Genomic DNA, 25,784 nt, shown 5'->3' on the forward strand with positions numbered 1-25,784 from the left:
TGCCGGCCGCGTTTGCCCTATCTCGACGCGGCCGACATGCGAGCGACATCATGACGACGCCATTGCCTGTCTTCCGCCTCCTTCTCGCCATCGGTGCCGGGCTGATCTTGGCCGCCCTGCCCTCGCCGTCGCGCGCGCAGAACATCGCCGTGATGGTCAACGGCGATCCCATCACCGATTTCGACATCGAGCAGCGCATCAAGCTCGACCAGCTGTCGACACAGAAGACCCCCAGCCGGCAGGAGGTCATCAACGTGCTGATCGACGACAAGGTCAAGATCAAGGAAGGCAAGAAATACGGCGTCGATCCCAGCGTCTCCGACATCAACCAGTCCTATGACGGCATGGCACAGCGCATGCGCATCACGCCGGATCAGCTCACCAAGTCGCTCGAATCCAAGGGCGTCCGCCCGGAGACGCTGAAGAGCCGCATGAGGGCCGAGATGGTCTGGGGCAGCCTCGTGCGCGGCCGCTTCAAGGAGAAGCTGCTGGTCGGCGAGCGCGACGTCGCGCAGGCCGTGCAGGCGCAGACCGGCGAAAAGCTTCAGATCGAGGGCACCGAGTACAAGATGCAGCCGATCGTGCTGATCGTGCCGCGCGGCTCGTCGGCGGCGTTCCTGGAAACCCGGAAGAAAGAAGCCGAGTCCTATCGCGCCCGCGTCGGGAGCTGCGAGGAGGCCAATTCGCTGTTCCGCTCGACCCCGAACGCGACCATCCGCGACACCGTCACCAAGACCACCGCGGAGCTGCCGGAGCCGCTGCGCAAGGTGCTCGACGACACCCCGATCGGCCGCCTGACCGCGCCCGAGATGACCAAGAACGGCATCGAGATGGTGGTGCTGTGCTCGCGCAAGCCGACCATGATCGACACGCCGAAAAAGCGCGAGGTCCGCGAGAAGATGTATCAGGAGAAGTACGAGAAGACGCAGAAGGCCTATCTCGACGAGCTGCGCAAGGCAGCGATGATCGAATATCGCAACCGCTGATGGCCAAACCCTTCTCAGAGCCCTCCACCGAGTCCGCAGCCAAGCCTCTTGCAACTAAGCCCCTTGCAGCCAAGCCCCTTGCAGCCAAGCCCCTTGCCCTCACCCTGGGAGAGCCCGCCGGCATCGGCCCCGACATCACGATCGCGGCCTGGCTCAGGCGGGGCGAGCTGAACCTGCCCGCCTTCTATCTGCTCGGCGACGAGGCCCTGATCGCGCGCCGCGCCAAGGCGCTCGGCGCCGATATCAGGATCGCCGCGGTGGGCCCCAGTGAAGCGGGTTCCGCGTTCACGGACGCCTTGCCCGTGGTCGCGACCGGCGAGCGCGCCACCGCCGAGCCCGGCAAGCCCGATTCATCCAGCGCGCCGGCCGCGCTCGCCTCGATCCGGCAGGCGGTCCTCGACGTGCGCGCGGGCCGTGCCGGTGCCGTCGTCACCAACCCGATCGCCAAGAGCGTGCTCTACCGCGCCGGCTTCCGTCATCCCGGCCATACCGAATTCCTCGCCGAGCTCGCCGCGGAGAACGGCCGCGTGCCGCAGCCGGTGATGATGCTGTGGTCGCCCCAGCTCGCCGTCGTGCCCGTGACCATCCACGTCTCGCTGCGCGATGCGCTGGGCGAGCTCACCAGCGAGCTGATCGTCTCGACCGTCCGCATCGTCGCCACCGAGCTGAAGTCCCGCTTCGGCATCGCAAGGCCGCGCATCGCGGTCTCCGGTCTCAATCCCCATGCCGGCGAGGACGGCTCGCTCGGCCACGAGGAGCAGACCGTCATCGTCCCGGCGCTGAAAGCGCTGCGCAACGAAGGCATCGAGGCCAGAGGGCCGCTGCCCGCCGACACCATGTTCCACGAGGCGGCGCGACGGACCTATGATTGCGCGGTCTGCATGTATCACGACCAGGCGCTGATCCCGATCAAGACCGTCGCCTTCGACGACGCCGTCAACGTCACGCTCGGACTGCCCTTCATCCGCACATCGCCCGATCACGGCACCGCCTTCGACATCGCCGGCACGGGCAAGGCCAATCCGGCGAGCCTGATCGCCGCGCTGCGGCTCGCCAGCCGCATGGCGGCTGCGACAAGCTAATGAGCGCGATCGACGACCTCCCGCCGCTGCGCGAGGTCATTCGCCAGCACGCGCTGTCGGCGCGCAAATCGCTCGGCCAGAACTTCCTGCTGGACCTCAATCTCACCGCGCGCATCGCGCGTGCGGCCGCACCGCTCGAGGATTCCACCATCGTCGAGATCGGCCCCGGCCCGGGCGGGCTGACGCGGGCGCTGCTCGCGCTCGGCGCCCGCCGCGTCATCGCCATCGAGCACGACGAGCGCGCGATCCCCGCCTTGCAGGATATTTCCGCGCGCTACCCGGGCAGACTCGAGCTCGTGCATGGCGATGCCATGACCTTCGATCCACGCCCGCTGCTCGCGGGCGAACGCGCCAAGATCGTCGCCAACCTGCCCTACAACATCGCGACCCAGCTTCTCATCAACTGGCTCATTACCGAGCCGTGGCCGCCCTGGTACGAGATCATGGTGCTGATGTTCCAGCGCGAGGTCGGCGAGCGCATCGTCGCGCGCGAAGACGAGGAGGCCTATGGCCGGCTCGGCGTGCTCGCCAACTGGCGCTGCGAGACCAAGATCCTGTTCGACATTGCGCCGTCCGCCTTCGTGCCGCCGCCGAAGGTCACCTCCTCCGTCGTGCGCCTCAAGCCGCGCGCAGAGCCGCTTGCCTGCGATCGCAGGATGCTCGAGCAGGTCGCCGCCGCCGCCTTCGGCCAGCGCCGCAAAATGCTGCGGCAAAGCCTCAAATCGCTCGGTGTCGATCCCGCACGGCTTGCACGAGCCGCCGGCGTCGACGCGACGCGGCGCGCCGAGACCATTCCCATCCCCGGCTTTGTTGCCATGGCGCGTGAATTGGCGGATATACGCAGCGAAACCGAGTAATTAAGAATTCCGGAGGAAAGAAAATGGCGTTGATGCGTCGGCAGTCCCTGGTCAAGTTCGATGCGCCGCTGTGCGAGACCATCGTCGAGACGCCCAAGCCGCAGGGCCGTGAGGTCTTGGTCCGCATCGAGCGCTGCGGTCTCTGCCATTCCGATCTCCACATCCAGGACGGCTATGCCGATCTCGGCGGCGGCAAGAAGCTCGACACCACGCGCGGCATGACGCTGCCCTTCACGCTCGGCCACGAGATCGCGGGCGTCGTCGACGAGGTCGGCCCCGATGTTCCGGCCAGCCTCGTCGGCGCCAAGAAGGCGGTGTTTCCGTGGATCGGCTGCGGCCAGTGCCGCGACTGCGCCAATGGCGACGAGAATCTTTGTGTGAAGCAACGCTTCCTCGGCGTTTCCATCGACGGCGGCTTCGCCACCCACGTTCTGGTCCCCGACGCCAAATATCTGCTCGACTACGATCCCCTGCCCGTCAACCAGGCCGCCACCCTGATGTGCTCCGGCGTCACCGCCTATGGCGCGCTCAAGCGCCTGGTCGACCGTCCGCGCCAGCGCAATCTGTTGCTGATCGGCCTCGGCGGCGTCGGCATGATGGGCCTGTCGTTCGCGCAGGCGATGTTCAAGCAGCCGATCACGGTCGCCGACCTCTCGCCGGCCGCGCGCGAGACCGCCCTCAAGAACGGTGCGGCGGCGGCCTATGATCCGGCCGAGCCCGACGTGATCAAGCGCATCCTGAAGGAGACCGAGGGCGGCTTCGACGAGATCGTCGATTTCGCCGGCAACGAGAAGTCGATGGCCTTTGCCGTCGCCGTTGCCGCGCGCGGCGGCAAGATCGTGGTCTCCGGCCTGATGGGCGGCCAGTTCACGCTGCCGACGGTGCAATGGGTCTACAAGCGCATGACCATCGAAGGTTTCATGGTCGGCACGCTCGCGGAGGCTCACGAGCTGATGGCGCTCGCCCGCGCCGGCAAGATCAAGCCGACGCCGATGCGCGAGGAGCCGATGGGCGACGTGCAGAAGTGGATCGACGAATTGCGTGCCGGCAAGGTCGTCGGCCGCATCGTCCTGAAGAACTGACCGCGGCGCGGTGGGTCCGATGCAAGTCTCGCCCGCCGCACGGAACGCCTGCGGCCGCGCCGCGTTGGCTGCGCATGTCGATCCGTTGCACCGTCGAAAGCGCATTCTTCATCGCCTGGAGCTGCCTCGAGAAGAGCGGCGAGCTCGGGCCGCCGGACGCGAGCGCGAACTTCCTGCTCGACGCCATCGAGGCCCAGCTTCGAACCGGTGAGCGCCGGCAACTGATGCTCGCCAACCGGGCGATCGACGCTTACCGCGCCGCTGCGGCACAGGGCCGACTGACGGGGGATCGCGAAGCCCGCTGCGGCTGACGATCCTCGCTGCCGTCCAGCCCGCTGAAGCCCGCGACGCCGTGCTCTGGTTTTCAACGTTCGAACGTCCGTTGTGTGCACTTTGGAACCGTCGGTTCCGCCGCGGAAACGTAGGTTTGCCGCTGGCGCCGATTCCCGGCCCGCCCAAGAGAACATAATGTGACCGGTCGGCCCCAGAACGATCTGCTCCGCCAGCTCAATCATCAGGATTTCGAACTGCTCGGGCCTCACCTCCAGCCGATCGACGTCGAGGCGAGCTACGTCCTGCATCATGCCGGCGACGACGTCGCCGCGGTCCATTTTCCATGCGGTCCCGCGCTGGTGTCGTTCGCCGTGCCGGTCGAGGACGATCGCGAGGTCGAAAGCCTGCTGGTCGGGCGCGAGGGCGCGGTCGGCATCGCCGCCGGCCCCAGCCCTTCGCTCGCCTATTCGCGCATGGTCGTGAAGTTTGGCGGCACCCTGGTGCGGCTGCCGTTGCGCGCGCTCGAGCAGGCGCAGCAGAGATCGGCGACGCTCCAGGAGGCCTTCGCGCGCTATGCCGACTGCCAGTTCGCGCAGCTCTTGCAGACTGCGGCTTGCAACGCTGCGCATTCGATCGAGCAGCGGGCCGCCAAGTGGATCATGTCCGCGCAGGAACATATCGGCGGAGCCGAGATTCCTCTCACCCACGAGCAGCTCGCCGGCATGCTGGGCGTCTCCCGCAGCTATGCCAGCCGCGTCATCCAGATGTTCAAGGCGCGGCGCATCCTCGCGACCCGCCGCGGCGCCATCCTGATCCTCGACGCAGCAGCGCTCGAAGCGAGAGCCTGCTGCTGTAACGATTGGGTGAAGAAGCATTTCCACGAGGTGCGCGGTGGAGCGGCACCCGCGGAGGGTTGATGCCTCCGCCTCACGCATGCGGCGGCGACTGCCGCTTCAGATGCAGATAGGTCGGACTGAAATCGCCGAGCCGCTGCAGCTCGCGCCATTTCAGCACGACCAGCTCGCCATCACGAAGATCCATCGCGCCGCTGCGCCTGAGATCGGCGAGCGTCCGGTTCACCGTCGCGATCGCCATGCCGAGCGTCTCGCCGAGTTGCGTGAGACTGATCGGCATGCGGCAACGATTGCCGCGCACCAGCTGCGCCGCGCGGGCGCGGTAAAACAGCTCGCAAAACAAGTGCGCCATGCGGGTCTGCATCGGCCGGGCACTGTTGTTGGTGATGGCCTCGCGAAAGATCGCGGCATCGCGCAGCGTCTCGCGCCAGACCGCGAGGGCGAAGGTCGGCCGCCGCCGGAACGCGATGAACAATTCGCGGTGCGGGATGAACGCCACCGACGCCGGCCCGAGCGCACTGAGCCCGTGATCCATCTGGTCGATGAACAACCCCTGCGCATCCGGAAGGTCGCCGGTGAGATGGAACGCCAGATATTGCCGCCGCCCGCTGCCGAGCAGGTGATAGCGGGCAACCATGCCGGAGACGACCAAAGCGGAATGCTCGGGCTCGTCGCCTTGACGGATGAAATCCTCATTGGGTGCGAAATCGCGCAGCATGAAGGTCAACGCGCGAATCTCGCCCATATCCTCCTCTGCGAGCCCGGTGTGCTCGCCGAGGTTCCGTATCAGCACGTCGTGAGCTTTTTCCATGGAGCCGCCAAAAATCGCGCCGGTTCTATCAAATGATACGTCCGGCTTGCGTTCAGCGGACTAGAACGCAGATCGGAAGCACAGGTTGCTAACCGGCTTGCGACGCATCGATCGCAGCCACCCCATCCCCCCATTCGGACCAGCCGGCCTTAACATGAAAAGCACCACTCTCCTGGAGCGCATCCGGCGCCTGTTCGCATCCGATGCCGGCGAGCATCTGGACAGCATCAGCGACGCCTTGCTGAAGGGAACGCTGAGGGAGCCGGTCCGGCCGATGTCGGATCAGGAGCTCGCTCGCGCCATCCGCGAGTTCCGCTCCGTGCCGGTTTCCGACTGGACGCTTGCGAAACTGTCGCGTCGCCTGGCCGAGGCGTCCGTGCCGCGGGACGGCTGAAGCTGCACGCGAGGCCCATGCCACATCCGAAATTCATCGTCCGTCTGCAGACGATCGAAGGCCTGTCCGAGGACGAGCGCCGCCAGATCGCGGGCTTGCCGTCCACGCTGCGCCAGGTCGCGGATGGCGAGATCGTGCTGCGCCAAGGCGAGGCCGCGAGCCGCTGTGTCTTCGTCGTCAGCGGCTTCCTCTACCAGTCGCGCATCGTCGGCGATCGCAGCCAGACCCTCGCCTTCCATGTTCCCGGCGACATGCCATGCCTGCACACGCTGCTGGTCTCGCCGATGGACGCGGATCTCGTGGGGCTCGGCCCGACCATCGTCGGCACCGTCGCCCACAGCCAGCTCCGCCAGCTGCTCGACAGCTCGATCCACCTGACCCGCGTCTTCTGGCGCGAGACGCTGATCGACGCGGCCATCTCGCGGCAATGGATCGCCCGCCTCGGTGCGCAGGCGGCGCTGCCCAAGGTCGCGCACCTCATCTGCGAGCTCGCGGCAAGGCTGGAGATCGTCGGCCTCGTCAAGCGCAACTGCTTCCAGATGCCAATGACGCAACGCCACGTCGCGGACGCCTGTGGCCTGTCCATCGTTCACGTCAACCGCACCATCCAGGAGCTGAGGCATCGCGGGTTGATCGCCTGGGACGGCAGCGAGATCGAGCTGCTCCAGCCCGACGAGCTGCGCAGACTTGCGGATTTCTCGCCTGATTATCTAAGCTGAGCGGACCGCCACGCGGCGAGCAGCGGTCCGCCGCTCCCCAGCACGGGATCCGTCTTCGGCTTGCGGACCTTGGCGATGCGCTTGACCGCGTCGGGACGCTGGCGCGTGTCGGTGCACTCGTCATAGGTGCCGTCCTGCGGGTAGGCGCCGACGACCATAAAGTCCCGGCTGGATTCGATCAGCCGGTGGCCGGTGCCCGCGGGCAGGACCAGCACGTCCCCGGCTTTCAGTTTCAGGATGCGGCCCTTGATCCCGCCGCACTCGATCCTCGCCGTGCCGCGCGCCACGCCCATCACTTCATGGATCTGCGAATGATAGTGGACGAAGTCGTACACGGTGTCGCGCCACGACCGGCCCCAGCCATTGGTGTCGAACAGCGTGTCGATGACGACCTCGGGCGGAAAGCGCCGACCGTTCAGCTTCACCGCGCCGCGATAGAGCAGCGCCGGGAAGCGCGGATGGTTCGGCACGATGCCGTCATCGCGAAAGTGCATGGCCGTGGGCTTGCGGGCCCGTACCAGCCCCCGCAGCGTCGCTGCATCGGGCTGCTCCTCTACCAGCTTCTTGGCGAAGTTCTTGATCTGATCCTTGACCGGCATGACGTCTCCTCAGCCGCGAAATAACGGCTGCGGAGGTGAGAAGTTTCCGGGCCCGATCGGAGCAAGGCCCGACAGGGCCTCTCCTCGTCATGACGCGGCGTCGGAAGGAAGCGCGTCAACGCTTGGCGGCAATCAGTTCGGCAAACTGCCGCAGATAGAGCGGCCAACCCTGATCGCTGTCAACGCCGCTGCGGACGCCTTCCCAGCCCTCGCCATGCCGATCGAGGCGACGGTGCTCCAGCTCCAAGCGGGTCCGGCTTGGTGTCTCCGCAATGAACCGGACCTCCCATTCACTCGTCTTGGCGGGATCGGTCTCGATTTGCCAGCGCGGGCTGATGTCCCAGCTCAAGAGGACTCGATTGGGTGGTTCGAACGCCAACACGCGCGCCCAGCGGCATTCGCTGCCGTCGATCCCCCGATCATAAATGCTTCCGCCCACCCGAGGTTCGAATACGGTCTCTGCGATGGGAACGGCCAGCAGATTGTGCTCGCGCGGCTTGAAGCTGCCGAAGTCTTCGGTGAAGACCTTGAACGCGCGCTCGATCGGCGCCTCGACGACGATGGAATGTTTGACGGGCGCAATCGATACACGTGTGTTCATCTGGATCCCTCCGATGGTTTTTCGACGGCTAGTTTGTAAGCGGCCAACGTGTCGCTCCAGAACCGGTCGAGCCAGGCTCGCATCTGGCCGAGTCCCGCCGGATCGACGTAATAGACGTTGCTGGCGCCCTTCGGCTCTGCACGAACCAAGCGGGATTCGCGCAGCACCTTGAGATGCTGTGAGACGGCCGACTGGGACACGGGCAGCTGTCGCGTGATCTCGGCGACCGTGCGTGGCCGTGCACCGACAAGCTCGAATATCCGCCTGCGGGTGGGATCGCCGAGTGCGGCCAGTTGTGCGCTGTCCTTAGCCATAGACACTCACCGCCCCATGCCACGCTTGTTCGACTTGTCATAAGTTACTACTAATGATTAGTTCTGACTTATGATCGTGTCAACCGGCTCAGGTCGTGGCGTGGAACTCTGATCGTGACGTTGGGAGAGTCTCATCCGGGGGCGGAACGAACGTCGCGCAGGCCCGATTCAAGCCACATCCTCTCCGGATTTGCGGCTCATTGCCACCCAAGTCTTTGACGAGAAGGGGCTCGTTGAGAGTTGCGTCATGCGTAACCGGGAGACCAGGATGGGCAACCGCGCCGCAAAGTTCATTTCGACCCTCGTCGCCAGCATCCTCGCGGGCGCGCCATTGGCCGCGGTATCGCAGAACGCGCCGACGCCATCGAGCACGGCCGCCGCGGCGCCCGACTGCCTGGCTTCGCCGAAGGATGCCACGCCGCAGGGCCAGCACTGGTACTACCGCCTCGATCGCACGACGAAGCGCAAGTGCTGGTATCTGCGCGCCGCAGGCGGCAAAGCCGCACAGACCGCGCAGGCGACGACCGATACATCCGAGCCGGATGCAGCACCGCCGCAGGCCGTGCAGAACGCGCGCGCGGAATATATCGCGCCGCAGACGAGTGCCGCAGCGGGCACGCCGAACCTGGCCGCGCCCGCGCCGGCTGCAGCGAATGCACCCGCGGTCGCGCCGCAGCCGCCGAGCAGCGTCGCCGAAACCAACGCGCAGCAGCCGGCCGTGACCGCGCGCTGGCCCGAGGCCTCCACAGCGTCCACCGCGCCAGCGCCTCAGCCGGCGGAAACCACGGTTGCAGCAGCCGCGCAGCCAAACGCGAAGCTGTCAAAATCCCCTGCTCCGCTCCCGCCCGCGGCCGATGGCACGACTGACAAGTCCGGCGGTTCGCTGCAGATGCTGATGCTTGTGATCGGCGGTGCGCTGGCGCTCGCCGGCATCCTCGCCAGCGTCATCTACCGCTTCGCCGGCGGACGGGTCCGCGCCAGGGCCGCCGACCGCCGCGGGCATTGGGACGATTGGGCGCCGCAGGACCATGACGGAAGCCACGCGCCCTGGCGCGATTCACCGCCGGCCGCCGCCCAGCCGCCCCGCCCGATCGACTTCGATGCGGCACGTCCGCAACCGACAAGACAGGCGACGAAACTCGCCGCGATCGGCCGCGAGATCGAGCTGATCGACGCACGCAGGCAACGTGCCGCCGCTCCGGCCGCAAAACCGGTCGAGTCCAGAAGCGACAAGGTCGAGATCAAGTTGTTCGATCGGGCTGCTGCACCCAAGCTTGCCGCCAACGAAATTGAGGCGGATCGCGATGACGCGCCGGCAGGTCGGGATACCGATGCCGTCGATGTCGACGCGATCACGACGATGCTGGAGCAGCTGGCGAAGGAAGGGCCGCGCCTGTCGCGGCCTAACCTTGAAGCTGACCTTGCAAACTTCGCACGAAGCCTACGAGGCCAATCCGCCGCTCGCGCTTGAGACGCTCGGCCTTCAGGATCGACTGCACCTCGGCGAAGGCTTCGTCGACCGCGTGGTTGATCACGATGTAGTCGTACTCGGCCCAGTGACTCATCTCGTCGCTGGCGCGGCTCATGCGCTTGCGGATCACCTCGTCGGAATCCTGCGCGCGCGAATGCAGGCGCTTCTCGAGGTCGGCGGCCGAGGGCGGCAGGATGAAGACGCTGACGACATCGGCGCGCGCCTTCTGCTTCAATTGCTGGGTGCCCTGCCAGTCGATGTCGAACAGCACATCCTGGCCGGCCGACAACGCCGCATCCACGGGGCCGCGCGGCGTGCCGTAGCTGTTGTCGAACACCGTCGCCCATTCCAGCAGTTCGTCGGCCTTCACCATGGCATCGAACGTCGCCTTGTCGACAAACGTATAGTCCTTGCCGTTGACCTCGCCCGGCCGCATCGCGCGCGTGGTCGCAGAGACCGACATTTTCAAGCCCGGCATCCGGTCGATCAGCATGCGCGACAGCGTCGTCTTGCCCGCGCCTGATGGCGAGGACAGCACGAACATCAATCCGCGCCGCTCGACACCGTCAGTTCCGTGACCGCCCGTCGTCATCGATCACTCCAGATTCTGCACCTGCTCGCGGAACTGCTCGACCACGTTCTTCATGGCGAGGCCCGTGTTGGTCAACTCGATGTCGTTCGACTTCGAGCAGCAGGTGTTGACCTCGCGGTGAAACTCCTGCGCAAGAAAATCCAGCTTGCGCCCGATCGGGCCGCCCTTGCCGATCAGCTCGCGCGCCTGCGTAATGTGGGAGGCGATGCGGTCGAGCTCCTCGCGGATGTCTGCCTTGGTCGCGATCAGGATCGCCTCCTGCATCAGGCGATCGGAATCGAAACGGTCGGAGGTGTCGAGCAGCGCTGCGATCTGCTCAGCGAGCTTCGCCTTGATCGCCTCCGGCTTGCGGCCGGGCGCGGCCTCCGCTCTCTTCGCCAGCTGCTCGATCTCGTCGACGCGCTGGGTCAGGATCTGCCCAAGCGAAGTGCCCTCGCGCTTGCGCATCGCAACGAGCTCGTCGAGCGCCTTGTCGAAGGCCTCGGCGGCAGCAGTGCGCGCTGCCTTGTCCTCCTCCTCGTCGCCCTCGGGCTCGGCTACCTCGACGACGCCCTTGATGGCGAGCAGGCCGTCGATGCTCGGCGCCACCGCGTCGACCTTCCCCGAGATCAGCGCGGCGGCCTTCAGCACCGCGTTGAGCACGTCCTCGTTGATGCGGACGGTGGCGGCGGCATTGGTGCGCTTGACGGTGAGATTGGCATAGACGGTGCCGCGCGAGAGCAGCTCGCCCGCGCGCTTCTTGGCATGGGCCTCGAGCTCGTCAAACCCCTGCGGCAGCCGCACGCGCAAGTCGAAGCCCTTGGCATTGACCGACTTCAACTCCCATTCGAACGTATACGGCCCGCTTGCGCCGTGGCATCTCGCAAAGCCGGTCATGGACGACAGCGCCATCAGTTCAAATTCTCCAGGAACACGGGATTCGCGAGGCTATCAAGCCACGCGAATCTTAAGACTATTTTGCCGGAAAGTGGAATCGGCAATGTCCGCAAGCCGGTCTGTGCGCAAGGCTCAGCGCTGAACCACCGGCGGCGAGCCCTGCACCGCGCCCTGCCGGGCCGGTGGGGGATTGGCTGGAGCAGCCGGGCGTGCTGCCGGCGGCCTCTTCTGCTGATTGGGCCGTGCCGGCGTGGCCGCGGTCGGCGCGTCGGCAGCGCCAGGCGCGGCAACGGCCGGCGGCTGCGCGTCCTCGGGCGGCTCGACCGTGTCGTTCTGGATCTGCTTCTCCATCGCGCGGAGCTTGGCGACATTCTTCTGGTGCGCGTCGTAGGTTTCGGTGAAGGCATGCCCGCCGGTGCCGTCGGCGACGAAATAGAGGTCGCGGGTGCGGGCCGGGTTGGCGGCAGCTTCGAGCGAGGCGCGGCCCGGATTGGAGATCGGGCCCGGCGGCAGGCCGTCGATCACATAGGTGTTGTAGGGCGAGGGCTGCGTGATCTCGCTGCGTTTGATCGGCCGGCCCAGCGTTCCCTTGCCGCCGACGAGGCCGTAGATGATGGTCGGATCGGACTGCAGCTTGATCCGCTGCTTCAGCCGGTTGACGAACACCGCGGCGACGCGGCTGCGCTCGTCCGCCTTGCCGGTTTCCTTCTCGATGATGGACGCCAGCGTGACCAGCTGCTCCGGCGTCTTGACTGGAATGTCCTGATTGCGGCGCTCCCAGATCTCCGACAGCACACGCTTGTGCGCCTGCTGCATGCGCTGGACCACCTGCTCGCGCGGGGTGCCGCGCGGGAATTTGTAGGTCTCCGGGAGCAGCGTGCCTTCGCGCGGCAGCTCGCGCACGCTGCCGGTGAAGATGTCGTTGTCGGACAGCCGCGCCACGATCTGCTCGGAGGTCAGGCCTTCGGGAATCGTCACGGCGTGCTGCACCACCTTGCCCTCGACGATGGTGCCGATGACGTCGCGCAGCGAGGCGTTCTTCTGGAAGGAATACTCACCCGGCTTGAGGTCCGAGCTCGCCTTCAACGCGGCGACGCTGGCGATGAACACCCAGGGATTGACGTCGGTCACGCCTTCCCGGTTCAGCGTCTCGGCGATGTCGCGCTTGCCCGCACGCTGCGGGATGTTGACGATCTTGTCCTCCTTCAGCGGTCCGGGCGCCTCGAGCACCTGGCGGCCGTAATAATAGACGCCGCCGGCGCCGAGCATGGCGATCAGCAGAAGGGTGATGATGGCGTTGCCGACGACGACGAACGGATTGCGCGCGCGGTCCGACCGCTTGGGCGGCGGCGGAAGTTGCTCGGGCTCGAGCGCGGCCCGCGGACTCCGGGGTGAAATGGGCGGCCTTTCACTCATCGAAACAACCTGAATCCTGCCGGTTCAATAGCGGCCCGACAATCGCTTGCCCTGCCAAAAACGCACGCGCCCACGTCCATGACTATCGCCGAATACGGCAAAACGGTGGATTCGTCTCAAACACAAACTAACTGACTAGGCGCCGGACGATCACCGACGCATTGGTACCGCCAAAACCAAAAGAGTTCGACAACGCGACGTTGACCTCACGCTGCTTCGACTTGTGCGGCACGAGATCGATCGCGGTCTCGACCGACGGATTGTCGAGATTGATCGTCGGCGGCACGACATTATCGCGAATCGCCAGAATCGCGAAAATCGCTTCGATCGCACCGGCCGCGCCGAGCAGATGGCCGGTCGACGACTTGGTCGAGGACATCGAGACCTTGGAGGCGGCGTTGCCGAGCAGACGCTCGACCGCGCCGAGCTCGATCTCGTCGCCGAGCGGCGTCGAGGTCCCGTGCGCGTTGATGTAATCGAGATCGGACGGCGTCAGCCCGGCACGCTTGAGCGCGGCCGACATGCTGCGGAAGCCGCCATCGCCGTCGGGCGACGGCGACGTGATATGATAGGCATCACCCGACAGACCATAGCCGATCACCTCGGCATAGATCTTCGCGCCGCGCCGCCTGGCGTGCTCCAGCTCCTCCAGCACGAGGACGCCGGCGCCCTCGCCCATCACGAAGCCGTCGCGGTCTTTATCGTAGGGACGCGAGGCCTTTTCGGGAGTCTCGTTGAAACCGGTCGACAGCGCGCGCGCGGCGTTGAAGCCGGCGATGCCGATGCGGCTGATCGGCGACTCGGCGCCGCCCGCGACCATCACGTCGGCATCGCCCAGCGCGATCAGGCGGGCGGCATCGCCAACCGCATGCGCGCCGGTCGAGCATGCCGTGACCACCGAATGGTTCGGCCCCTTCAGCCCGTGCGCGATCGAGACGTAGCCGGAGGCGAGATTGATCAAGCGGCCGGGAATGAAGAACGGCGACACCCGGCGCGGCCCGCGCTCCTTCAGCAGGATCGCGGTATCGGCGATGCCGTTGAGGCCGCCGATGCCGGAGCCGATCATGGTGCCGGTCGCGCATTTGTCCTCTTCGGTCTCGGGATGCCAGTTGGCGTCGTCGAGCGCCTGACCGGCCGCGGCCATGCCGAAGATGATGAAGTCGTCGACCTTGCGCTGGTCCTTCGGCTCCATCCACTTGTCCGGATTGAAGCTGTCGTTCGAGCCGTCGCCGCGCACGACCGTGCAGGCGATCTTGGTCTGCAGATCGGAGACATCGAAGCTCTCGATCCTGCGCGCACCGCTTTCGCCGTTGAGGATGCGCTTCCAGGTCGGCTCGACGCCACAGCCGAGTGGCGAGACCATGCCGAGACCCGTGACGACAACCCGCCTCATATCCGAAAACTCCGCATCGAAAGATTCACGGCCAATAACAAGAAACCGGCTGACCGCTGCGAAGCGGCCCGTCCGGTTTCAATGTTGTCCCCGCGAAATTGAAGAGCCTTAGCTCTTCGCGTTCTTCTCGAGAAACTTCGTAGCGTCGCCGACGGTGAGAATCGTTTCCGCAGCGTCGTCCGGAATCTCGCAACCGAATTCCTCTTCGAACGCCATCACCAGCTCGACGGTATCCAGACTGTCGGCGCCGAGGTCGTCGATGAAGCTCGCGTTGTCGACAACCTTCTCGGGTTCAACACCAAGGTGTTCGACCACGATCTTCTTAACCCGCTCGCCAATGTCACTCATTGCTTAACCTCGTGTTGTTCCCTGTAGACCCGACCCCCCGGGACGATACGAGCCGTCGTGGTCGTTTGACTGCCTTCGCTTACGAACTTTGATTTGGCCCATCCTAACCGATGGAGGCCCCGGCGAACGACGGCCAAAGGCTCCGCATCGCCAATATACAGGGTTTCAAAAACCTGCAATGGCGTTCTTTGCCCATCCGTTGGAGGTCCGGTTATCATACTTCAATTGCCTTGACTACAAGCCTCATTTCGCTCCGGAAACGGCCGTTTGCCGCATGCCGCACCGCCGTGACAGGCGACGCGGCACGAGATGTCAGATCATGGCCATGCCGCCGTTGATGTGGATGGTCTGCCCGGTGACGTAGGCTGCTTCGTTCGAGCTCAGATAGACGGCGGCCGCTGCGATGTCCTCGGGCGTCCCCAGGCGGGCGGCCGGAACCTTGGTGAGAATCGTTTCGCGCTGCTTGTCGTTGAGCGCATCGGTCATCGGCGTCTTGATGAAGCCCGGCGCGATGCAGTTCGCGGTCACGCCACGCTTGGCGTATTCGGCCCCTAACGTCTTGATCATGCCGATCAGGCCGGCTTTCGACGCCGTATAATTGCCCTGCCCGGGATTGCCGGTGACGCCGACCACCGAGGTGATGGCGACGATGCGGCCGAAGCGCTTGCGCATCATCAGCTTGGTCGCGGCGCGCGCCAGGCGGAAGGTCGCGGTCAGATTGACGTTGATAACCTCGTCCCAGTCCTCGTCGCGAAGCTGCACGAAGAGATTGTCGCGCGTGATGCCGGCATTGGCGATGAGAATGTCGACCTGGCCCATCGCCGCTTCCGCAGCGGGCACCAGCGCCTCGACCTCATCGGCCTTGGAGAGATTGCAGGGCAGCACGTGGGCGCGCTCGCCGAGCTTGCCGGCAAGCTCGTCCAGCACCTCCTTGCGCGTCCCTGAAATGGCGACGGTGGCGCCCTGCGCGTGCAGCGCCTGCGCGATCGCGCCGCCAATGCCGCCGGTCGCGCCGGTGACGAGCGCCTTTCGGCCAGTCAGATCGAACATTGATGGACTCCTTTAAGCCTGCTTCGCAGCGGCCAATGCATCCTTGGCGGCGGCAATATCGTTCGGGCCGCCGACCGCAATGCCGACGGCACCGTCCGCGATACGCTTGACGAGACCGGTCAGCACCTTGCCGGCGCCGATCTCGAAGAAGCGGGTGACGCCCTGCCCGGCCATGTAAGCCACCGACTCGCGCCAGCGCACCGTGCCGGTGACCTGCTCGACCAGGCGGCGGCGGATCTCGTCGGGATCGGTGATGGCGCTCGCCAGCACGTTCGACACCAGCGGGGCGGCCGGCGCCTTGATCGTGACCTTCGACAGCGCCTCCGCCATGGCATCCGCAGCCGGCTGCATCAACTTGCAATGGAACGGGGCGGACACCGGCAGCAGCATCGCGCGCTTGGCGCCCTTGGCCTTGGCAATCTCGACGGCGCGATCGACCGCAGCCTTGTCGCCGGAGACGACGACCTGGCCGCCGCCATTGTCGTTGGCGGCCTGGCAGACCTGCCCCTGCGCCGCCTCGCCCGCGACCTCCATGGCGGCCTCGTAGTCGAGACCGAGCAGCGCGGCCATCGCGCCGGCGCCGACCGGGACCGCCTTTTGCATTGCGAGACCGCGGGTGCGAAGCAGACGCGCGGTATCCGAAACCGTCAGGCTGCCGGCCGCCGCGAGCGCCGAATATTCACCGAGCGAGTGGCCGGCGACGAAGGCCGCGTCTCGTCCCACGGAAAAACCAGCCTCGGCCTCGAGCACGCGCAAGGTCGCGATAGACACGGCCATCAGCGCCGGCTGGGCGTTCTCGGTGAGCTGGAGAGTTTCGGCCGGACCTTCCCAGATGATGGCCGTCAGCTTCTCCCCGAGCGCGGCATCGACCTCGTCGAATACGGCGCGCGCCACCGGAAAGGCGTCGGCCAGGGCCTTGCCCATGCCGACAGCCTGGGAACCCTGCCCAGGAAATGTGAATGCAGCCGTCATCGGCGCTCCCTGCTGTCAGGCATGATCCCTGTTCTGAACCGGCAGCCGATTTACGCCCGGCCTTAGGCCGTGGTTCCTTGGGCCATGGTTCCGGATCATGCTCCAAAGGGGGCCGTAGACACCGTCCGGGGCCGCACTGTCAAGCCGAGACGGGAACTTGGAGCAGCATTCAACGGGGAATAAGCCCCTCAAAACCCGCCGGCGGTCTGGTTGGCATCGACGTCCGCTCCTGCCCGCGCTCGGCGCGCACTGTTCACCAGTTGCCCCGGCCGATCCTCGCGGTTCGGCTTTGCCGTGGCCAGCCGCAGCACCGAAGCGTAGTTCGGCTGCACTTCCATGCGATCGGCGTACCGGCTCGCACTCAGCAGCCGGTGCACCTTCGGCAGATTGTAGCAGGGCACGTAGAACAACAGATGATGCTCAAGGTGATAGTTCACGTAATACGGCGCGATGAACAGGCGCTCGAGAAAATTGGCATGCGTCGTGCGCGTGTTGCGCAAGGGGTCGCTGCTATCGGGGACGACGGCGTGCTCGGCGATATTGCGGATGCGGGTGATGACCATCATCCACGTCAAGAGCGGCACCAGCCAGAGCAGCGGATAGGCCCACCACACGCCGGCCGCGGCGAGCGCGGCAAACATGATCCCGTTGACCACACATTGCGGGCCGAGCATCTCCCAGAAATGCGCTGCGCGCTGCCGCCATGACCAGTCCTTTGGCCCGAGCGCGTTGAGCAACTGCGCCTTGCGCTGCTGGTAGCCGGTCTGCCCGGTGACGTCGCGGATGAACTTGCGGCGATAGCTCAACTTGGTGATCGGAAACGGCGCCGACAGCACGAGGTCGGGGTCGTCCTCCTGCTGGGTGCGCGCATGGTGCTGAAGGTGATAGCGCCGGTAGCTGCGCGTCTCCGCAAACAGCGGATAGGCGCAGAACCACTGGCTCAGCGTCAGGTTGGTTTTCTCGTCGGCGGACAGGCAACCATGTGCGCCGTCATGCATCAGGATCGCAAGGCCGAGCTGGCGCGAGCCGATGATGGCGACGGCGAAGATATAGGTGAGCGGATTGGGCCACCACGCGACCAGCGCGATGGCTGCAATGATCAGCGTCCAGGCGTGCGCGATCAGCGCAGCGCCTTTCCACGTCGCGCGCTGGCGCACCTCGGCCAATTGATCGTCGGTCAGGAAATCGCGGGCACGCATGCGAAGCGCGGTCATGGCCTAACCCTTTCCATTCGAATTGTCGGATGCCTCGCGCACCTCGACGAGACGCAGGCGGGCGGTGTCTTCAGTGGATTTCGCCTGCTCGCCCAGCACGCGCAGCATCTCGGCGCAGAGCGCCTCGGGCGAGCGGCCCATCGCGTAGCCCTCGAGAATGACGCCGATGGCGACGGCCCAGAACCGCCGCGAGCTTTCGTCGGGCGCGCGCAGCGAGCGCCAGCCGTGCCGCGCGACCTGCCCCGCATAAGCGCGCGCACCCTCGCTGTGCAGGCGCTCGATGGTGCGCTCCACCAGCGGCGCGAGATCCTGGCGACGCCGCGTCAGCGTCAGCGCCTCGGCGAAGAAGGCGACCGAATCGCTCGCCGTCACGGTCTCGGCCAGCGCGTGGGTGTATTCCCCGGGCGTGCGCGCCTTGAGCGCCGCCTGCTCGGTGGCCCGTGCCAGATACAACAGATCGCGGCAGGCGCATTCGACAAACAGCGCCTCCTTGGTGCGGAAGTAATAGGTGATCTGGCTCGGGAACGCGTCCGCGGCGGCCGCGATGTCGGTAATCGACGTGCCTGACAGCCCCCGCTCCCGAAACAGCGGGCTCGCAGCATCCAGGAGCAGTGACCGCATCTTGCGGCCGGCCGAGCGCGTCGCGCGCGCAGTGTGCTTGGGGTCGCCTGCCGCTTCGAGCGGCGCATCGGCCGACGCTTCTGCCATGGGATCCTCTTCGCTGATTTATTTGTATGTTATACAAACAAACAGATCAAGCCAAATCTTGGTATGGAGGATGGGGTTCTTGTTCCCGTTGGAGGGCGGACCGGCTCGGCTCGAAGATGCCCCTCCACCTTGCAAAGCCGGCCAAAATCCGTATAAGGCGCCCATCCGCAGACCCCGGCCGGGAGCTGAACGGACGGTCTCAGCAAATCATTCGTGATTTTGGTGTGGCAGGGCCAGTCGGCCCGTCGTCCCGTGTTTCCGCCTTCTGAGCTTGATCCCAGAGTCCTTTCCGAAGGCCTCTTAAGGGTTTGACGCCGGGCGATGCGCCAACATGAGGAAAGGACGACCATGCCTCTTTACGAGCATGTTTTTCTCGCGCGTCAGGACGCGAGCCCGCAGCAGGTCGAAGAGCTGACTGCGCAGATGACCGGTATCGTCGAAGGTCTCGGCGGCAAGATCACCAAGACCGAGAATTGGGGCGTGCGCTCCCTCACCTACCGGATGAACAAGAACCGCAAGGCGCACTTCGTGCTGCTCAACATCGACGCGCCGTCCGCGGCGATCGCCGAGATCGAGCGCCAGGAGCGCATCAGCGAGGACGTGATCCGCTATCTCAGCGTCCGCGTCGAGGAGCTCGAGGAAGGCCCGTCCGCGATGATGCGCAAGGCCGATCGTGATCGCGAGCGTGACGATCGCGGCGGCGGCTTCCGCGGCGAGCGTGAAGGCGGCTTCCGTGGCGACCGCGAGGGCGGTTTCCGCGGCGATCGCGGTCCGCGCCGTCCGCGCGACGAAGCTGAAACCACGGATGGGGAGTAAGACCAATGGCTGAAGCTGGTGCACGTCGTCCGTTTTTCCGTCGTCGCAAGAGCTGCCCGTTCACGGGCGCCAATGCTCCGAAGATCGACTACAAGGACTCCAAGCTGCTGATGCGTTACGTCTCCGAGCGCGGCAAGATCGTGCCGAGCCGCATCACCGCGGTGTCCGCGAAGAAGCAGCGTGAGCTCGCCCGCGCCATCAAGCGCGCGCGCTTCCTGGGCCTCCTGCCCTACGTCATTCGCTGATACGACCAATTCGACCGGCGGACGCTAGCGCCGCCGGTCGCGACTTTTCGAACTCATAAGGCTTCCGGGTCGTCCGGTCGCCGATGGTTGGGGCAAGCGACGCCTCTAACCGCTCGAAGGGAGCGGGACAGCTGATGATGGCCTTTGGACTGATAGCCCTGATCGCCGGCGCTGCGTCGGCCCTGATGTTCGCCTCGATCATCTCGGGGGCGCTGATCGCGCTCGTCCTGTTCTATCTCGCTCCGCTCCCCCTGATGGTCGCCGCGATCGGCTGGGGCCCGCTTTGCGCGAGCATTGGTGGCATCGCCGCCGCGATCGGCCTCGGCGCCCTGTTCGGCCTGCCCTACTGCATCGCCTTCGCCGTCACCGTCGCGTTGCCGGCGTGGTGGCTCGGCCATCTCGTCCTGCTCGGACGTCAGGTGGGAAGCGCCGCGTCTGCCACCGGCACAGCGCCCTCCGCGGAGCCGGAGGTCGAGTGGTACCCGGTCGGCCGCATCCTGCTCTGGATTGCAGGCTTCGCGACGCTGACCACGATGGCCGCTTTGCTCACTCTCGGGACCGACGCGGAGACCATCACCGGCACGTTGCGCCGTGGCCTGACGCGCCTCCTGCGCGCCACCGACCCGCAAACTTCGGGCGAAGCCAGCCAGTTCGTCGACGCGCTGGTGCGCATCGCACCCGCCGCCGCCACGATTGCCGCGACGATGACGCTCACTCTCAACCTCTGGCTCAGCGCCAAGGTGACCGCGACGTCGGGCCGGCTGCGCCGTCCCTGGCCGGACCTCAAGACCACCGAGCTGCCGCAGATGACGCTGGTGGTGCTGTGCATCTCCCTCGCCTTCTGCTTCACCGGGGGGCTGCTTGGCATCGTGGCGCAGATCGCCACCGCCGCGCTGATGATGAGTTATGCGCTGGCCGGTTTCGCCGTATTGCATACGCTGACGCTCGCGCTGAACGGCCGCACGTTCTGGCTCGGCTCGACCTACGCCGCCGTGGTCGTGTTCGGATGGCCCGTGGTCGCGATGGTGATCCTTGGGCTTGCGGATGCCTTGTTTGGCTTGCGCGAACGCTTCCTGCGCAGCCGGCAGCCGCCGCCACTGCCTACACCTTGAGTTCAACCCCGAAACTGAAACCTTCGAGAGCACTTCAAAAGGAGAACGAATATGGAAGTCATTTTGCTGGAACGCGTCAACAAGCTCGGCCAGATGGGCGAAGTCGTGAAGGTTCGCGACGGCTACGCTCGCAATTTCCTGCTCAAGCGCGGCAAGGCGCTGCGCGCCACCGCCGACAACCGGGCCAAGTATGACGGCATGAAGGCCGAGCTCGAAGCGCGCAACCTCGCCTCGAAGGCCGAGGCGTCCAAGGTCGCCGAGAAGATCGAGGGCAAGAACATCATCGTGATCCGCCAGGCCTCGGAAGCCGGCCAGCTGTTCGGCTCGGTCAACGTGCGTGACATCGTGCTCGCGTTCGAAGCCGACGGCGTTTCGCTCGCCCGTCCGCAGATCCAGCTCGACGCGCCGATCAAGACCATCGGCAAGCACTCGATCACCGTTGCCGTTCATCCCGAAGTCGAGGTCGAGATCACCGTCACGGTTGCCCGCAGCCAGGACGAGGCCGAGCGCATCAACCGCGGCGAGGACATCTCGACCCGCAATGAGGATCGCGATGCGGCCGCCGAGGCGATCGCCGCCGCCGGCGAGTTCTTCGATCCGGAAGCCCAGCACGACGAGGTCGCGCCGGCGCCGGCTGCGGAAGAGAAGTAAGCAGCTCAACTCGTCATTCCGGGACGGTCCGCAAGACCAGACCCGGATGACGATCCCGATCAAAGCCCGGCTGCCTCACGCGGCCGGGCTTTTCGTTTTGGCAGCGATGTCCTCGCTCAGCATCGCGATCGAGGCCAGCGCGGTGGCCGTATGCTTCTCGACGCCGTCGCTGACGCAGAACACGTCGGCGGCGACCACCGCGACCTGGCGGCCCGGCTTGATCACCCGGGCGCGGCAGATCAGCTTCTCGCCGACCGCGGGCGACAACAGATTGAGCTTGTATTCCGCCGTCAGCGCCGGCTGGCCGCGCGACGTGGCGGCTGCGATCGTGGTGGCGTTGTCGACCAGGAAGGCGGTGACGCCGCCATGGAAGAAGCCGTGCTGCTGTAACAGCTCCGGCCGGCGCTCCACGGCGATGGTGCAGGTGCCGCGCGACAATTCGGAGAGCTCGGCGCCGACCAGGTTCATGAAACCCTGCCGGCCGATATTGGCGTGGATGCGCTCGGCAATCGGCGCAAATTCCGGATCAGCTTCGGCCCGCATGCGATCTCCCCTTATTGCTTGTTGATGCGATCGAACGGCCTCAGCGCACGATTGGCGCAGGCGATCAGCGTGTCCGCCTCGATGCGCGGATCGGTTCGCTCGCGACCCGACAGGAAGGCGCGGCAGAAGATCTGCGCCGGACCGATCAGCTGGCTGACGAACATCACCGGCGTCATCGGCAGAAGTTCGCCGCTTGCCACCAGCGGCGCGCGCCAGCGCTCAATGCCTTCGGCAAGCCGCGCATTCTGCGCCCGCTGGGCGTCGCGCACGTCTTCGCCCCACTCGCTGCGCGAGATCTCGAAGAGGTAGCGCGCCTCGCGCCGGCTGGTGACGACCCAGTCGAGATGCGCCCGGATCAGGCGATCGATGCCCCGCTCGGCGTCGGGGCCGGGATCGAGCGCGGCCAGTATCGCGGCGTGATAGTGCCGCAAGACCTCCAGAAACAACGCACCGGCAAGTTCTTTCTTCGAACCGAAGACGTGGAAGAAGCTGCCGTTGGAAGCCCGCGCGCGGGTGCGGATCGCAGCCACCGTCGCGGCTTCGAAGCCGACGCGGTCGAACACGGCAAGGCCGGCCGCCAACAGATCGTCTCGTACGCTCGCCGCCATGGGCGCCTCCTAGAGCAATACTCTAGAGCACTACTCTAATGGCGGTCAAGTCGATGCGAAGGCCGCGGATGGGCGCGGCCTTCGCATCGTCGATCGAAAGATCCGGGTGACTTAGCGCGAGATCGGCGGCACCGGCGGACCGGAGGACGCAGGCGGCGCCGGCGGCGGCGGGGCTGCAGCGGTCGCGGGCGGCGCCTGTTCCTGCGGCTTGGCCGCGGGGGCCGGCTCGGCAGGTTTCGGAGCAGCCTCTTCCACCGGCTTGGGCGCGGCCGGCTCAGCGGGCTTGGCGGCGGCTGGAGCGGCGGGCGTCACCTGCGGGACCGGATCGGGCCGCAGCGCCGGCGTCTCGCTGCGCGGCTCGACCTTGGCGCTGTCAGGCTTGACGGGCTCCGGCTTCGGCTCGGTCTTCTTGTCGTCGGTCGTCGGCGCCGCGGCATCGACCTTCGGGGCTTCCTCCGTGCCGGGCTTGGCGCGCCGCTTGCCTTTGCGTGCCTCGGGCGCAGCCTCTCCCTCCGGCTTGGCACCCTCCTCGGCCGGCCGAGCCGCACGCTTCTGGCGCGTACCCTCGGCGGCAGGAGCAGCGCCCTCGCCCTCCGGCCTCGCGGCATCCTGCGCGCGCTGGCGTCGACCCTGTTGTTCAGGCGCGGCGCCGTCCTTCTTGGCGTCCTTGGCCTGATAGCGCGTGTCGGTGGCACCGTTCGAGATCAGATAGGCGGAGAGGACGCCCGCCATATCCGAACTCGTCGTGTAGTGCTGGCGCAGGAATCCCGGCAGCGAGCCGGGCGACACGGACTTCAGCAGCCCGCGCGGGCTCTTGTGGCAGACATTGCAGGTCTGCGAGAACAGCTGCGACGGGGTCTTGCCAGCCTCGAGGTTCGTCGCCTGCGCAAGAACGGAATTAGCCGCACCGAAGCCAATCAGAAGCAACACCGTCGCGAGGCTGAGCGCTCGGCTCGACATTCCCATCATCTCCGTTGAATTTCCGCAAATGCAGCCGGCATCCGGCGCGGCGGCGGTCACCTTTTAACCGATTGAGCCGCGAATGGAAGCAGTCCGCGCGCAAGGATGTGATTAAGCGGTTTTCGAATATCTACTTTGAACACAGTGCAATAGCGCAGCCGGAACCGGCTCGCTAGATTTGAATGCAAACGCATAGGAACCGCTGCGGCGCCTGGGCGTCAGTTATAAAGGCCGGGTAGTCGCATCTTTCGGGTTCGCTCGAGAGGATTGCCGATGGACCGTTTGTTGCGTCGATTTCTGTCCCAATTCATCCGCCGCGGGTCGTTGACGGTGACCAGCGCGAGCGGGTCGAAGTTCACCGTCGGCGACGGCTCCGGCGAGCCGGTCGCAGTCCGCTTCGTCACTGCGGACTCCGAGCGGAGGGTCCTCGTCAATCCCGAGCTGGGGCTGGGCGAGGCCTACATGAACGGCGAGTTCGTGGTCGAGCGCGGCACCATAGCTGATGCCCTCGCGATCCTGCTCGATCAACCCGACCCATTGCCGCAGTGGGCAAAGCCGTGGTGGCACCTGCGCTACCTGACGCGGCACCTCAAGCAGTTCAATCCCCGCCCGCGCTCCCGTCAAAACGTCGCTCATCATTACGATCTCGACGGCCGGCTCTATTCGCTGTTTCTCGATGCCGACAAGCAATATAGCTGCGCCTATTTCGAGACGCCCGAGATGTCGCTGGACGACGCGCAGCTTGCCAAGAAGCGGCACATCGCGGCGAAGCTTCTCGTCAGCAATGGCCAGCGCGTGCTCGACATCGGCTCCGGCTGGGGTGGCCTCGGGCTCTATCTCGCCGAGATCGCGAGCGCCGACGTCACCGGCATCACGCTGTCGACCGAGCAGCTGGATGTCGCCAATGCGCGCGCCGCCGAAAAGGGCCTGACGGGCTCGGCCAGATTCCAGCTCCAGGATTATCGCGACGTCGAAGGTACGTTCGACCGCATCGTCTCCGTCGGCATGTTCGAGCATGTCGGGGCGAGGTTCTACGACGCCTACTTCCAGCGCTGCGCCGAGCTGCTGAAGGAAGACGGCGTCATGCTGCTGCATTCGATCGGCCGTTCGCAGGGCCCGGATTCGACCAATCCGTGGATCGCCAAATACATCTTCCCCGGCGGCTACATTCCCGCGCTCTCGGAGGTGCTGCCGGCGATCGAGCGCGCGGGCCTGCTGGTCTGCGACATCGAGATTCTGCGCCTGCACTACGCCGAGACGCTGAAGGCCTGGCGCGAGCGGTTCATGGCGCGGCGCGAGGAAGCCGTGCAGCTCTACGACGAGCGCTTCGCCTTGATGTGGGAATTTTACCTCGCGGCCTGCGAGATGACGTTCCGCAAGCAAGCCATGATGAACTTCCAGATCCAGATCACCCGTCGCCAGGGCGTGGTGCCGATGACCCGCGACTATATCCCGCAGGAAGAAGCCCGGCTGCGGGCCCGGGAGGGCGCGGCCATGCCGAAGCTCAAGCTGGCTGGTGAATAGGTCCGGATCCTAGTGACGCAGGGTCGAAATCCCGGACGTCCGGAAAGACGCCGTTAACGCCAATTGCGCCCGCAATTCCAGCAGGATTTCGGGGGCGACCGGCTGGCGACGTACCTCGGGCCGCTCCGCGTGCTTCATAGCCGCGATCAGCCCCGACAGCCAAAGCCGGCTGCCTGCCTCGCTTCGCCAGTTCTGGTGCTGCCGTTCTGGCTGCATCGCTCGCCTCGTATCCCTGTTGGCGGGGAATGAGATAATCCCCTGCCCATCCGCCTGTTCCGACATGACACCCGAAAGAATCCGGGGAGATGTGATCTGCTTCACAGAAGTCTGGTCGGCCCTGGCTTAGACCGTCGCCATGAGCAAAGAGACCCAAACCTCATTCGACGTGCAGGACGACCTCCGCACCGACTACGCCCTGATCGTCACCGGCGTTGGGGCGGCTCTGGTTGCGCTGGTCTACCTCCTGCTGGTCTGAAGCCGAGCCGAATCGGTCAGCGTGCGTCATTTCGCGCGCCTCTCGATAGGTCTGCGCGTCAGCCCCCAGGGTTCACGGGTATCAGGATTTTTCCGCCGCGCGATCACAGCCCTCTGCGCCGAGCGAGTTCCGCCAAAATCCAGTCAAGCGCGGCGCGTGCTGCGACTGCTAATCATCCACCATTTTAACTGAGCGGTTGATAGCGGTCAGCTTTTGCTTCCGCTTTGACCTGCGGCGG

The 25,784-nt window shown here is 65.8% G+C and carries 31 protein-coding genes; 14 read left to right on the forward strand and 17 right to left on the reverse strand.

Annotation, left to right across the window (positions count from 1 at the left end):
- The first annotated feature begins 50 nt into the window (after positions 1–50).
- The 6 genes from I6F36_RS08355 to I6F36_RS08380 all read left to right on the forward strand — a co-directional run bounded on the left by I6F36_RS08355 (position 51) and on the right by I6F36_RS08380 (position 5,197).
- A complete protein-coding gene (locus tag I6F36_RS08355; RefSeq protein ID WP_036000650.1) occupies positions 51–986 on the forward strand; it encodes a SurA N-terminal domain-containing protein in 936 nt (311 codons plus the stop codon).
- Positions 986–2,068 carry a 4-hydroxythreonine-4-phosphate dehydrogenase PdxA gene (gene pdxA, locus I6F36_RS08360; RefSeq protein WP_225171270.1) on the forward strand — a complete coding sequence of 361 codons (1,083 nt, stop codon included), beginning with the start codon at positions 986–988 and terminating at the stop codon, positions 2,066–2,068. The genes I6F36_RS08355 and pdxA overlap by 1 nt, the downstream gene beginning before the upstream one ends.
- Complete coding sequence (gene rsmA / locus I6F36_RS08365; protein WP_225171271.1) at positions 2,068–2,925, forward strand: 16S rRNA (adenine(1518)-N(6)/adenine(1519)-N(6))-dimethyltransferase RsmA; 858 nt, start codon at positions 2,068–2,070, stop codon at positions 2,923–2,925. Before pdxA ends, rsmA begins: the two co-directional genes overlap by 1 nt.
- A gap of 23 nt (positions 2,926–2,948) precedes the next feature.
- Entirely contained in the window at positions 2,949–4,007 is a 1,059-nt protein-coding gene (locus I6F36_RS08370) for an alcohol dehydrogenase (protein WP_225146653.1), read from the forward strand.
- 74 nt (positions 4,008–4,081) lie between these two features.
- On the forward strand, positions 4,082–4,318 hold the full coding sequence (locus I6F36_RS08375) for a hypothetical protein (RefSeq protein ID WP_036022716.1): 237 nt from the start codon (positions 4,082–4,084) through the stop codon (positions 4,316–4,318).
- A 159-nt stretch (positions 4,319–4,477) separates the two neighbouring features.
- Complete coding sequence (locus tag I6F36_RS08380) at positions 4,478–5,197, forward strand: Crp/Fnr family transcriptional regulator (RefSeq protein ID WP_225171272.1); 720 nt, start codon at positions 4,478–4,480, stop codon at positions 5,195–5,197.
- 10 nt (positions 5,198–5,207) lie between these two features.
- On the opposite strand, the gene I6F36_RS08385 is transcribed toward I6F36_RS08380, so the two are convergent.
- On the reverse strand, positions 5,208–5,945 hold the full coding sequence (locus I6F36_RS08385; protein ID WP_036022714.1) for a Crp/Fnr family transcriptional regulator: 738 nt from the start codon (positions 5,943–5,945) through the stop codon (positions 5,208–5,210).
- Between the two features lie 154 nt (positions 5,946–6,099).
- Here I6F36_RS08385 and I6F36_RS08390 point away from each other — a divergent pair, with 154 nt between their 5' ends.
- Together I6F36_RS08390 and I6F36_RS08395 are read left to right on the forward strand one after the other, a co-directional pair.
- Complete coding sequence (locus I6F36_RS08390) at positions 6,100–6,339, forward strand: hypothetical protein (RefSeq protein ID WP_036000675.1); 240 nt, start codon at positions 6,100–6,102, stop codon at positions 6,337–6,339.
- 17 nt (positions 6,340–6,356) lie between these two features.
- Entirely contained in the window at positions 6,357–7,058 is a 702-nt protein-coding gene (locus I6F36_RS08395; RefSeq protein WP_036022712.1) for a Crp/Fnr family transcriptional regulator, read from the forward strand.
- Here the strand turns inward: I6F36_RS08395 and I6F36_RS08400 are convergent.
- The 3 genes from I6F36_RS08400 to I6F36_RS08410 all read right to left on the reverse strand — a co-directional run bounded on the left by I6F36_RS08400 (position 7,046) and on the right by I6F36_RS08410 (position 8,572).
- Positions 7,046–7,657: a cupin gene (locus I6F36_RS08400; RefSeq protein WP_036000681.1), complete on the reverse strand. Its 612-nt coding sequence runs from the start codon at positions 7,655–7,657 to the stop codon at positions 7,046–7,048. The two genes, I6F36_RS08395 and I6F36_RS08400, sit on opposite strands and share 13 nt — an antisense overlap.
- Before the next feature lie 115 nt (positions 7,658–7,772).
- Positions 7,773–8,258: an SRPBCC family protein gene (locus tag I6F36_RS08405; RefSeq protein ID WP_036022711.1), complete on the reverse strand. Its 486-nt coding sequence runs from the start codon at positions 8,256–8,258 to the stop codon at positions 7,773–7,775.
- Positions 8,255–8,572, reverse strand: coding sequence for a helix-turn-helix transcriptional regulator (locus tag I6F36_RS08410; RefSeq protein WP_036000689.1), 318 nt, complete (start codon positions 8,570–8,572; stop codon positions 8,255–8,257). The genes I6F36_RS08405 and I6F36_RS08410 overlap by 4 nt, the downstream gene beginning before the upstream one ends.
- A gap of 247 nt (positions 8,573–8,819) precedes the next feature.
- Between I6F36_RS08410 and I6F36_RS08415 the strand changes: the two genes are divergently transcribed.
- On the forward strand, positions 8,820–10,043 hold the full coding sequence (locus I6F36_RS08415) for a hypothetical protein (protein WP_225171273.1): 1,224 nt from the start codon (positions 8,820–8,822) through the stop codon (positions 10,041–10,043).
- Here the strand turns inward: I6F36_RS08415 and gmk are convergent.
- From gmk to I6F36_RS08460, 9 genes are all read right to left on the reverse strand, one after another.
- A complete protein-coding gene (gene gmk / locus I6F36_RS08420) occupies positions 9,976–10,635 on the reverse strand; it encodes a guanylate kinase (protein WP_036000695.1) in 660 nt (219 codons plus the stop codon). The two genes, I6F36_RS08415 and gmk, sit on opposite strands and share 68 nt — an antisense overlap.
- Positions 10,636–10,638: 3 nt before the next feature.
- On the reverse strand, positions 10,639–11,526 hold the full coding sequence (locus I6F36_RS08425; RefSeq protein WP_036022708.1) for a YicC/YloC family endoribonuclease: 888 nt from the start codon (positions 11,524–11,526) through the stop codon (positions 10,639–10,641).
- 117 nt (positions 11,527–11,643) lie between these two features.
- Entirely contained in the window at positions 11,644–12,927 is a 1,284-nt protein-coding gene (mltG, locus tag I6F36_RS08430; protein WP_036000702.1) for an endolytic transglycosylase MltG, read from the reverse strand.
- A 127-nt stretch (positions 12,928–13,054) separates the two neighbouring features.
- Positions 13,055–14,320, reverse strand: coding sequence for a beta-ketoacyl-ACP synthase II (gene fabF, locus I6F36_RS08435; protein ID WP_225171274.1), 1,266 nt, complete (start codon positions 14,318–14,320; stop codon positions 13,055–13,057).
- A gap of 108 nt (positions 14,321–14,428) precedes the next feature.
- Entirely contained in the window at positions 14,429–14,668 is a 240-nt protein-coding gene (locus tag I6F36_RS08440) for an acyl carrier protein (protein WP_008551805.1), read from the reverse strand.
- Positions 14,669–14,980: 312 nt separating this feature from the next.
- Positions 14,981–15,718, reverse strand: a complete 738-nt coding sequence (gene fabG / locus I6F36_RS08445) for a 3-oxoacyl-[acyl-carrier-protein] reductase (RefSeq protein WP_225171275.1) — start codon at positions 15,716–15,718, stop codon at positions 14,981–14,983.
- A 12-nt stretch (positions 15,719–15,730) separates the two neighbouring features.
- Positions 15,731–16,690 carry an ACP S-malonyltransferase gene (gene fabD, locus I6F36_RS08450; protein WP_109144010.1) on the reverse strand — a complete coding sequence of 320 codons (960 nt, stop codon included), beginning with the start codon at positions 16,688–16,690 and terminating at the stop codon, positions 15,731–15,733.
- Between the two features lie 188 nt (positions 16,691–16,878).
- Positions 16,879–17,904 carry a fatty acid desaturase family protein gene (locus I6F36_RS08455; RefSeq protein WP_225112262.1) on the reverse strand — a complete coding sequence of 342 codons (1,026 nt, stop codon included), beginning with the start codon at positions 17,902–17,904 and terminating at the stop codon, positions 16,879–16,881.
- A gap of 3 nt (positions 17,905–17,907) precedes the next feature.
- Complete coding sequence (locus I6F36_RS08460; RefSeq protein ID WP_225171276.1) at positions 17,908–18,612, reverse strand: TetR/AcrR family transcriptional regulator C-terminal domain-containing protein; 705 nt, start codon at positions 18,610–18,612, stop codon at positions 17,908–17,910.
- Positions 18,613–18,960: 348 nt separating this feature from the next.
- Between I6F36_RS08460 and rpsF the strand changes: the two genes are divergently transcribed.
- The 4 genes from rpsF to rplI all read left to right on the forward strand — a co-directional run bounded on the left by rpsF (position 18,961) and on the right by rplI (position 21,436).
- Positions 18,961–19,428: a 30S ribosomal protein S6 gene (rpsF, locus tag I6F36_RS08465; protein ID WP_025035823.1), complete on the forward strand. Its 468-nt coding sequence runs from the start codon at positions 18,961–18,963 to the stop codon at positions 19,426–19,428.
- Positions 19,429–19,433: 5 nt separating this feature from the next.
- Positions 19,434–19,673, forward strand: coding sequence for a 30S ribosomal protein S18 (gene rpsR / locus I6F36_RS08470; RefSeq protein ID WP_007592020.1), 240 nt, complete (start codon positions 19,434–19,436; stop codon positions 19,671–19,673).
- A gap of 134 nt (positions 19,674–19,807) precedes the next feature.
- On the forward strand, positions 19,808–20,785 hold the full coding sequence (locus I6F36_RS08475) for a DUF2232 domain-containing protein (RefSeq protein WP_057028958.1): 978 nt from the start codon (positions 19,808–19,810) through the stop codon (positions 20,783–20,785).
- A gap of 51 nt (positions 20,786–20,836) precedes the next feature.
- A complete protein-coding gene (rplI, locus tag I6F36_RS08480) occupies positions 20,837–21,436 on the forward strand; it encodes a 50S ribosomal protein L9 (RefSeq protein WP_036000730.1) in 600 nt (199 codons plus the stop codon).
- Positions 21,437–21,511: 75 nt separating this feature from the next.
- Here rplI and I6F36_RS08485 read toward each other — a convergent pair whose 3' ends face one another.
- The 3 genes from I6F36_RS08485 to I6F36_RS08495 form a co-directional block, all read right to left on the reverse strand.
- Entirely contained in the window at positions 21,512–21,979 is a 468-nt protein-coding gene (locus I6F36_RS08485) for a PaaI family thioesterase (RefSeq protein WP_225125698.1), read from the reverse strand.
- 11 nt (positions 21,980–21,990) lie between these two features.
- Positions 21,991–22,587 carry a TetR/AcrR family transcriptional regulator gene (locus I6F36_RS08490; protein ID WP_225125699.1) on the reverse strand — a complete coding sequence of 199 codons (597 nt, stop codon included), beginning with the start codon at positions 22,585–22,587 and terminating at the stop codon, positions 21,991–21,993.
- 111 nt (positions 22,588–22,698) lie between these two features.
- Complete coding sequence (locus I6F36_RS08495) at positions 22,699–23,547, reverse strand: hypothetical protein (RefSeq protein ID WP_225125700.1); 849 nt, start codon at positions 23,545–23,547, stop codon at positions 22,699–22,701.
- 273 nt (positions 23,548–23,820) lie between these two features.
- On the opposite strand from I6F36_RS08495, the gene I6F36_RS08500 reads away from it, so the two are divergent.
- On the forward strand, positions 23,821–25,071 hold the full coding sequence (locus I6F36_RS08500) for a cyclopropane-fatty-acyl-phospholipid synthase family protein (RefSeq protein WP_225125701.1): 1,251 nt from the start codon (positions 23,821–23,823) through the stop codon (positions 25,069–25,071).
- A gap of 9 nt (positions 25,072–25,080) precedes the next feature.
- Here the strand turns inward: I6F36_RS08500 and I6F36_RS08505 are convergent, their stop codons facing one another.
- Positions 25,081–25,392 carry a hypothetical protein gene (locus I6F36_RS08505; RefSeq protein ID WP_225125702.1) on the reverse strand — a complete coding sequence of 104 codons (312 nt, stop codon included), beginning with the start codon at positions 25,390–25,392 and terminating at the stop codon, positions 25,081–25,083.
- Positions 25,393–25,784 lie beyond the last annotated feature (392 nt).

Source organism: Bradyrhizobium sp. BRP19 (assembly GCF_020194195.1).
Taxonomy (GTDB): Bacteria; Pseudomonadota; Alphaproteobacteria; order Rhizobiales; family Xanthobacteraceae; genus Bradyrhizobium; species Bradyrhizobium yuanmingense.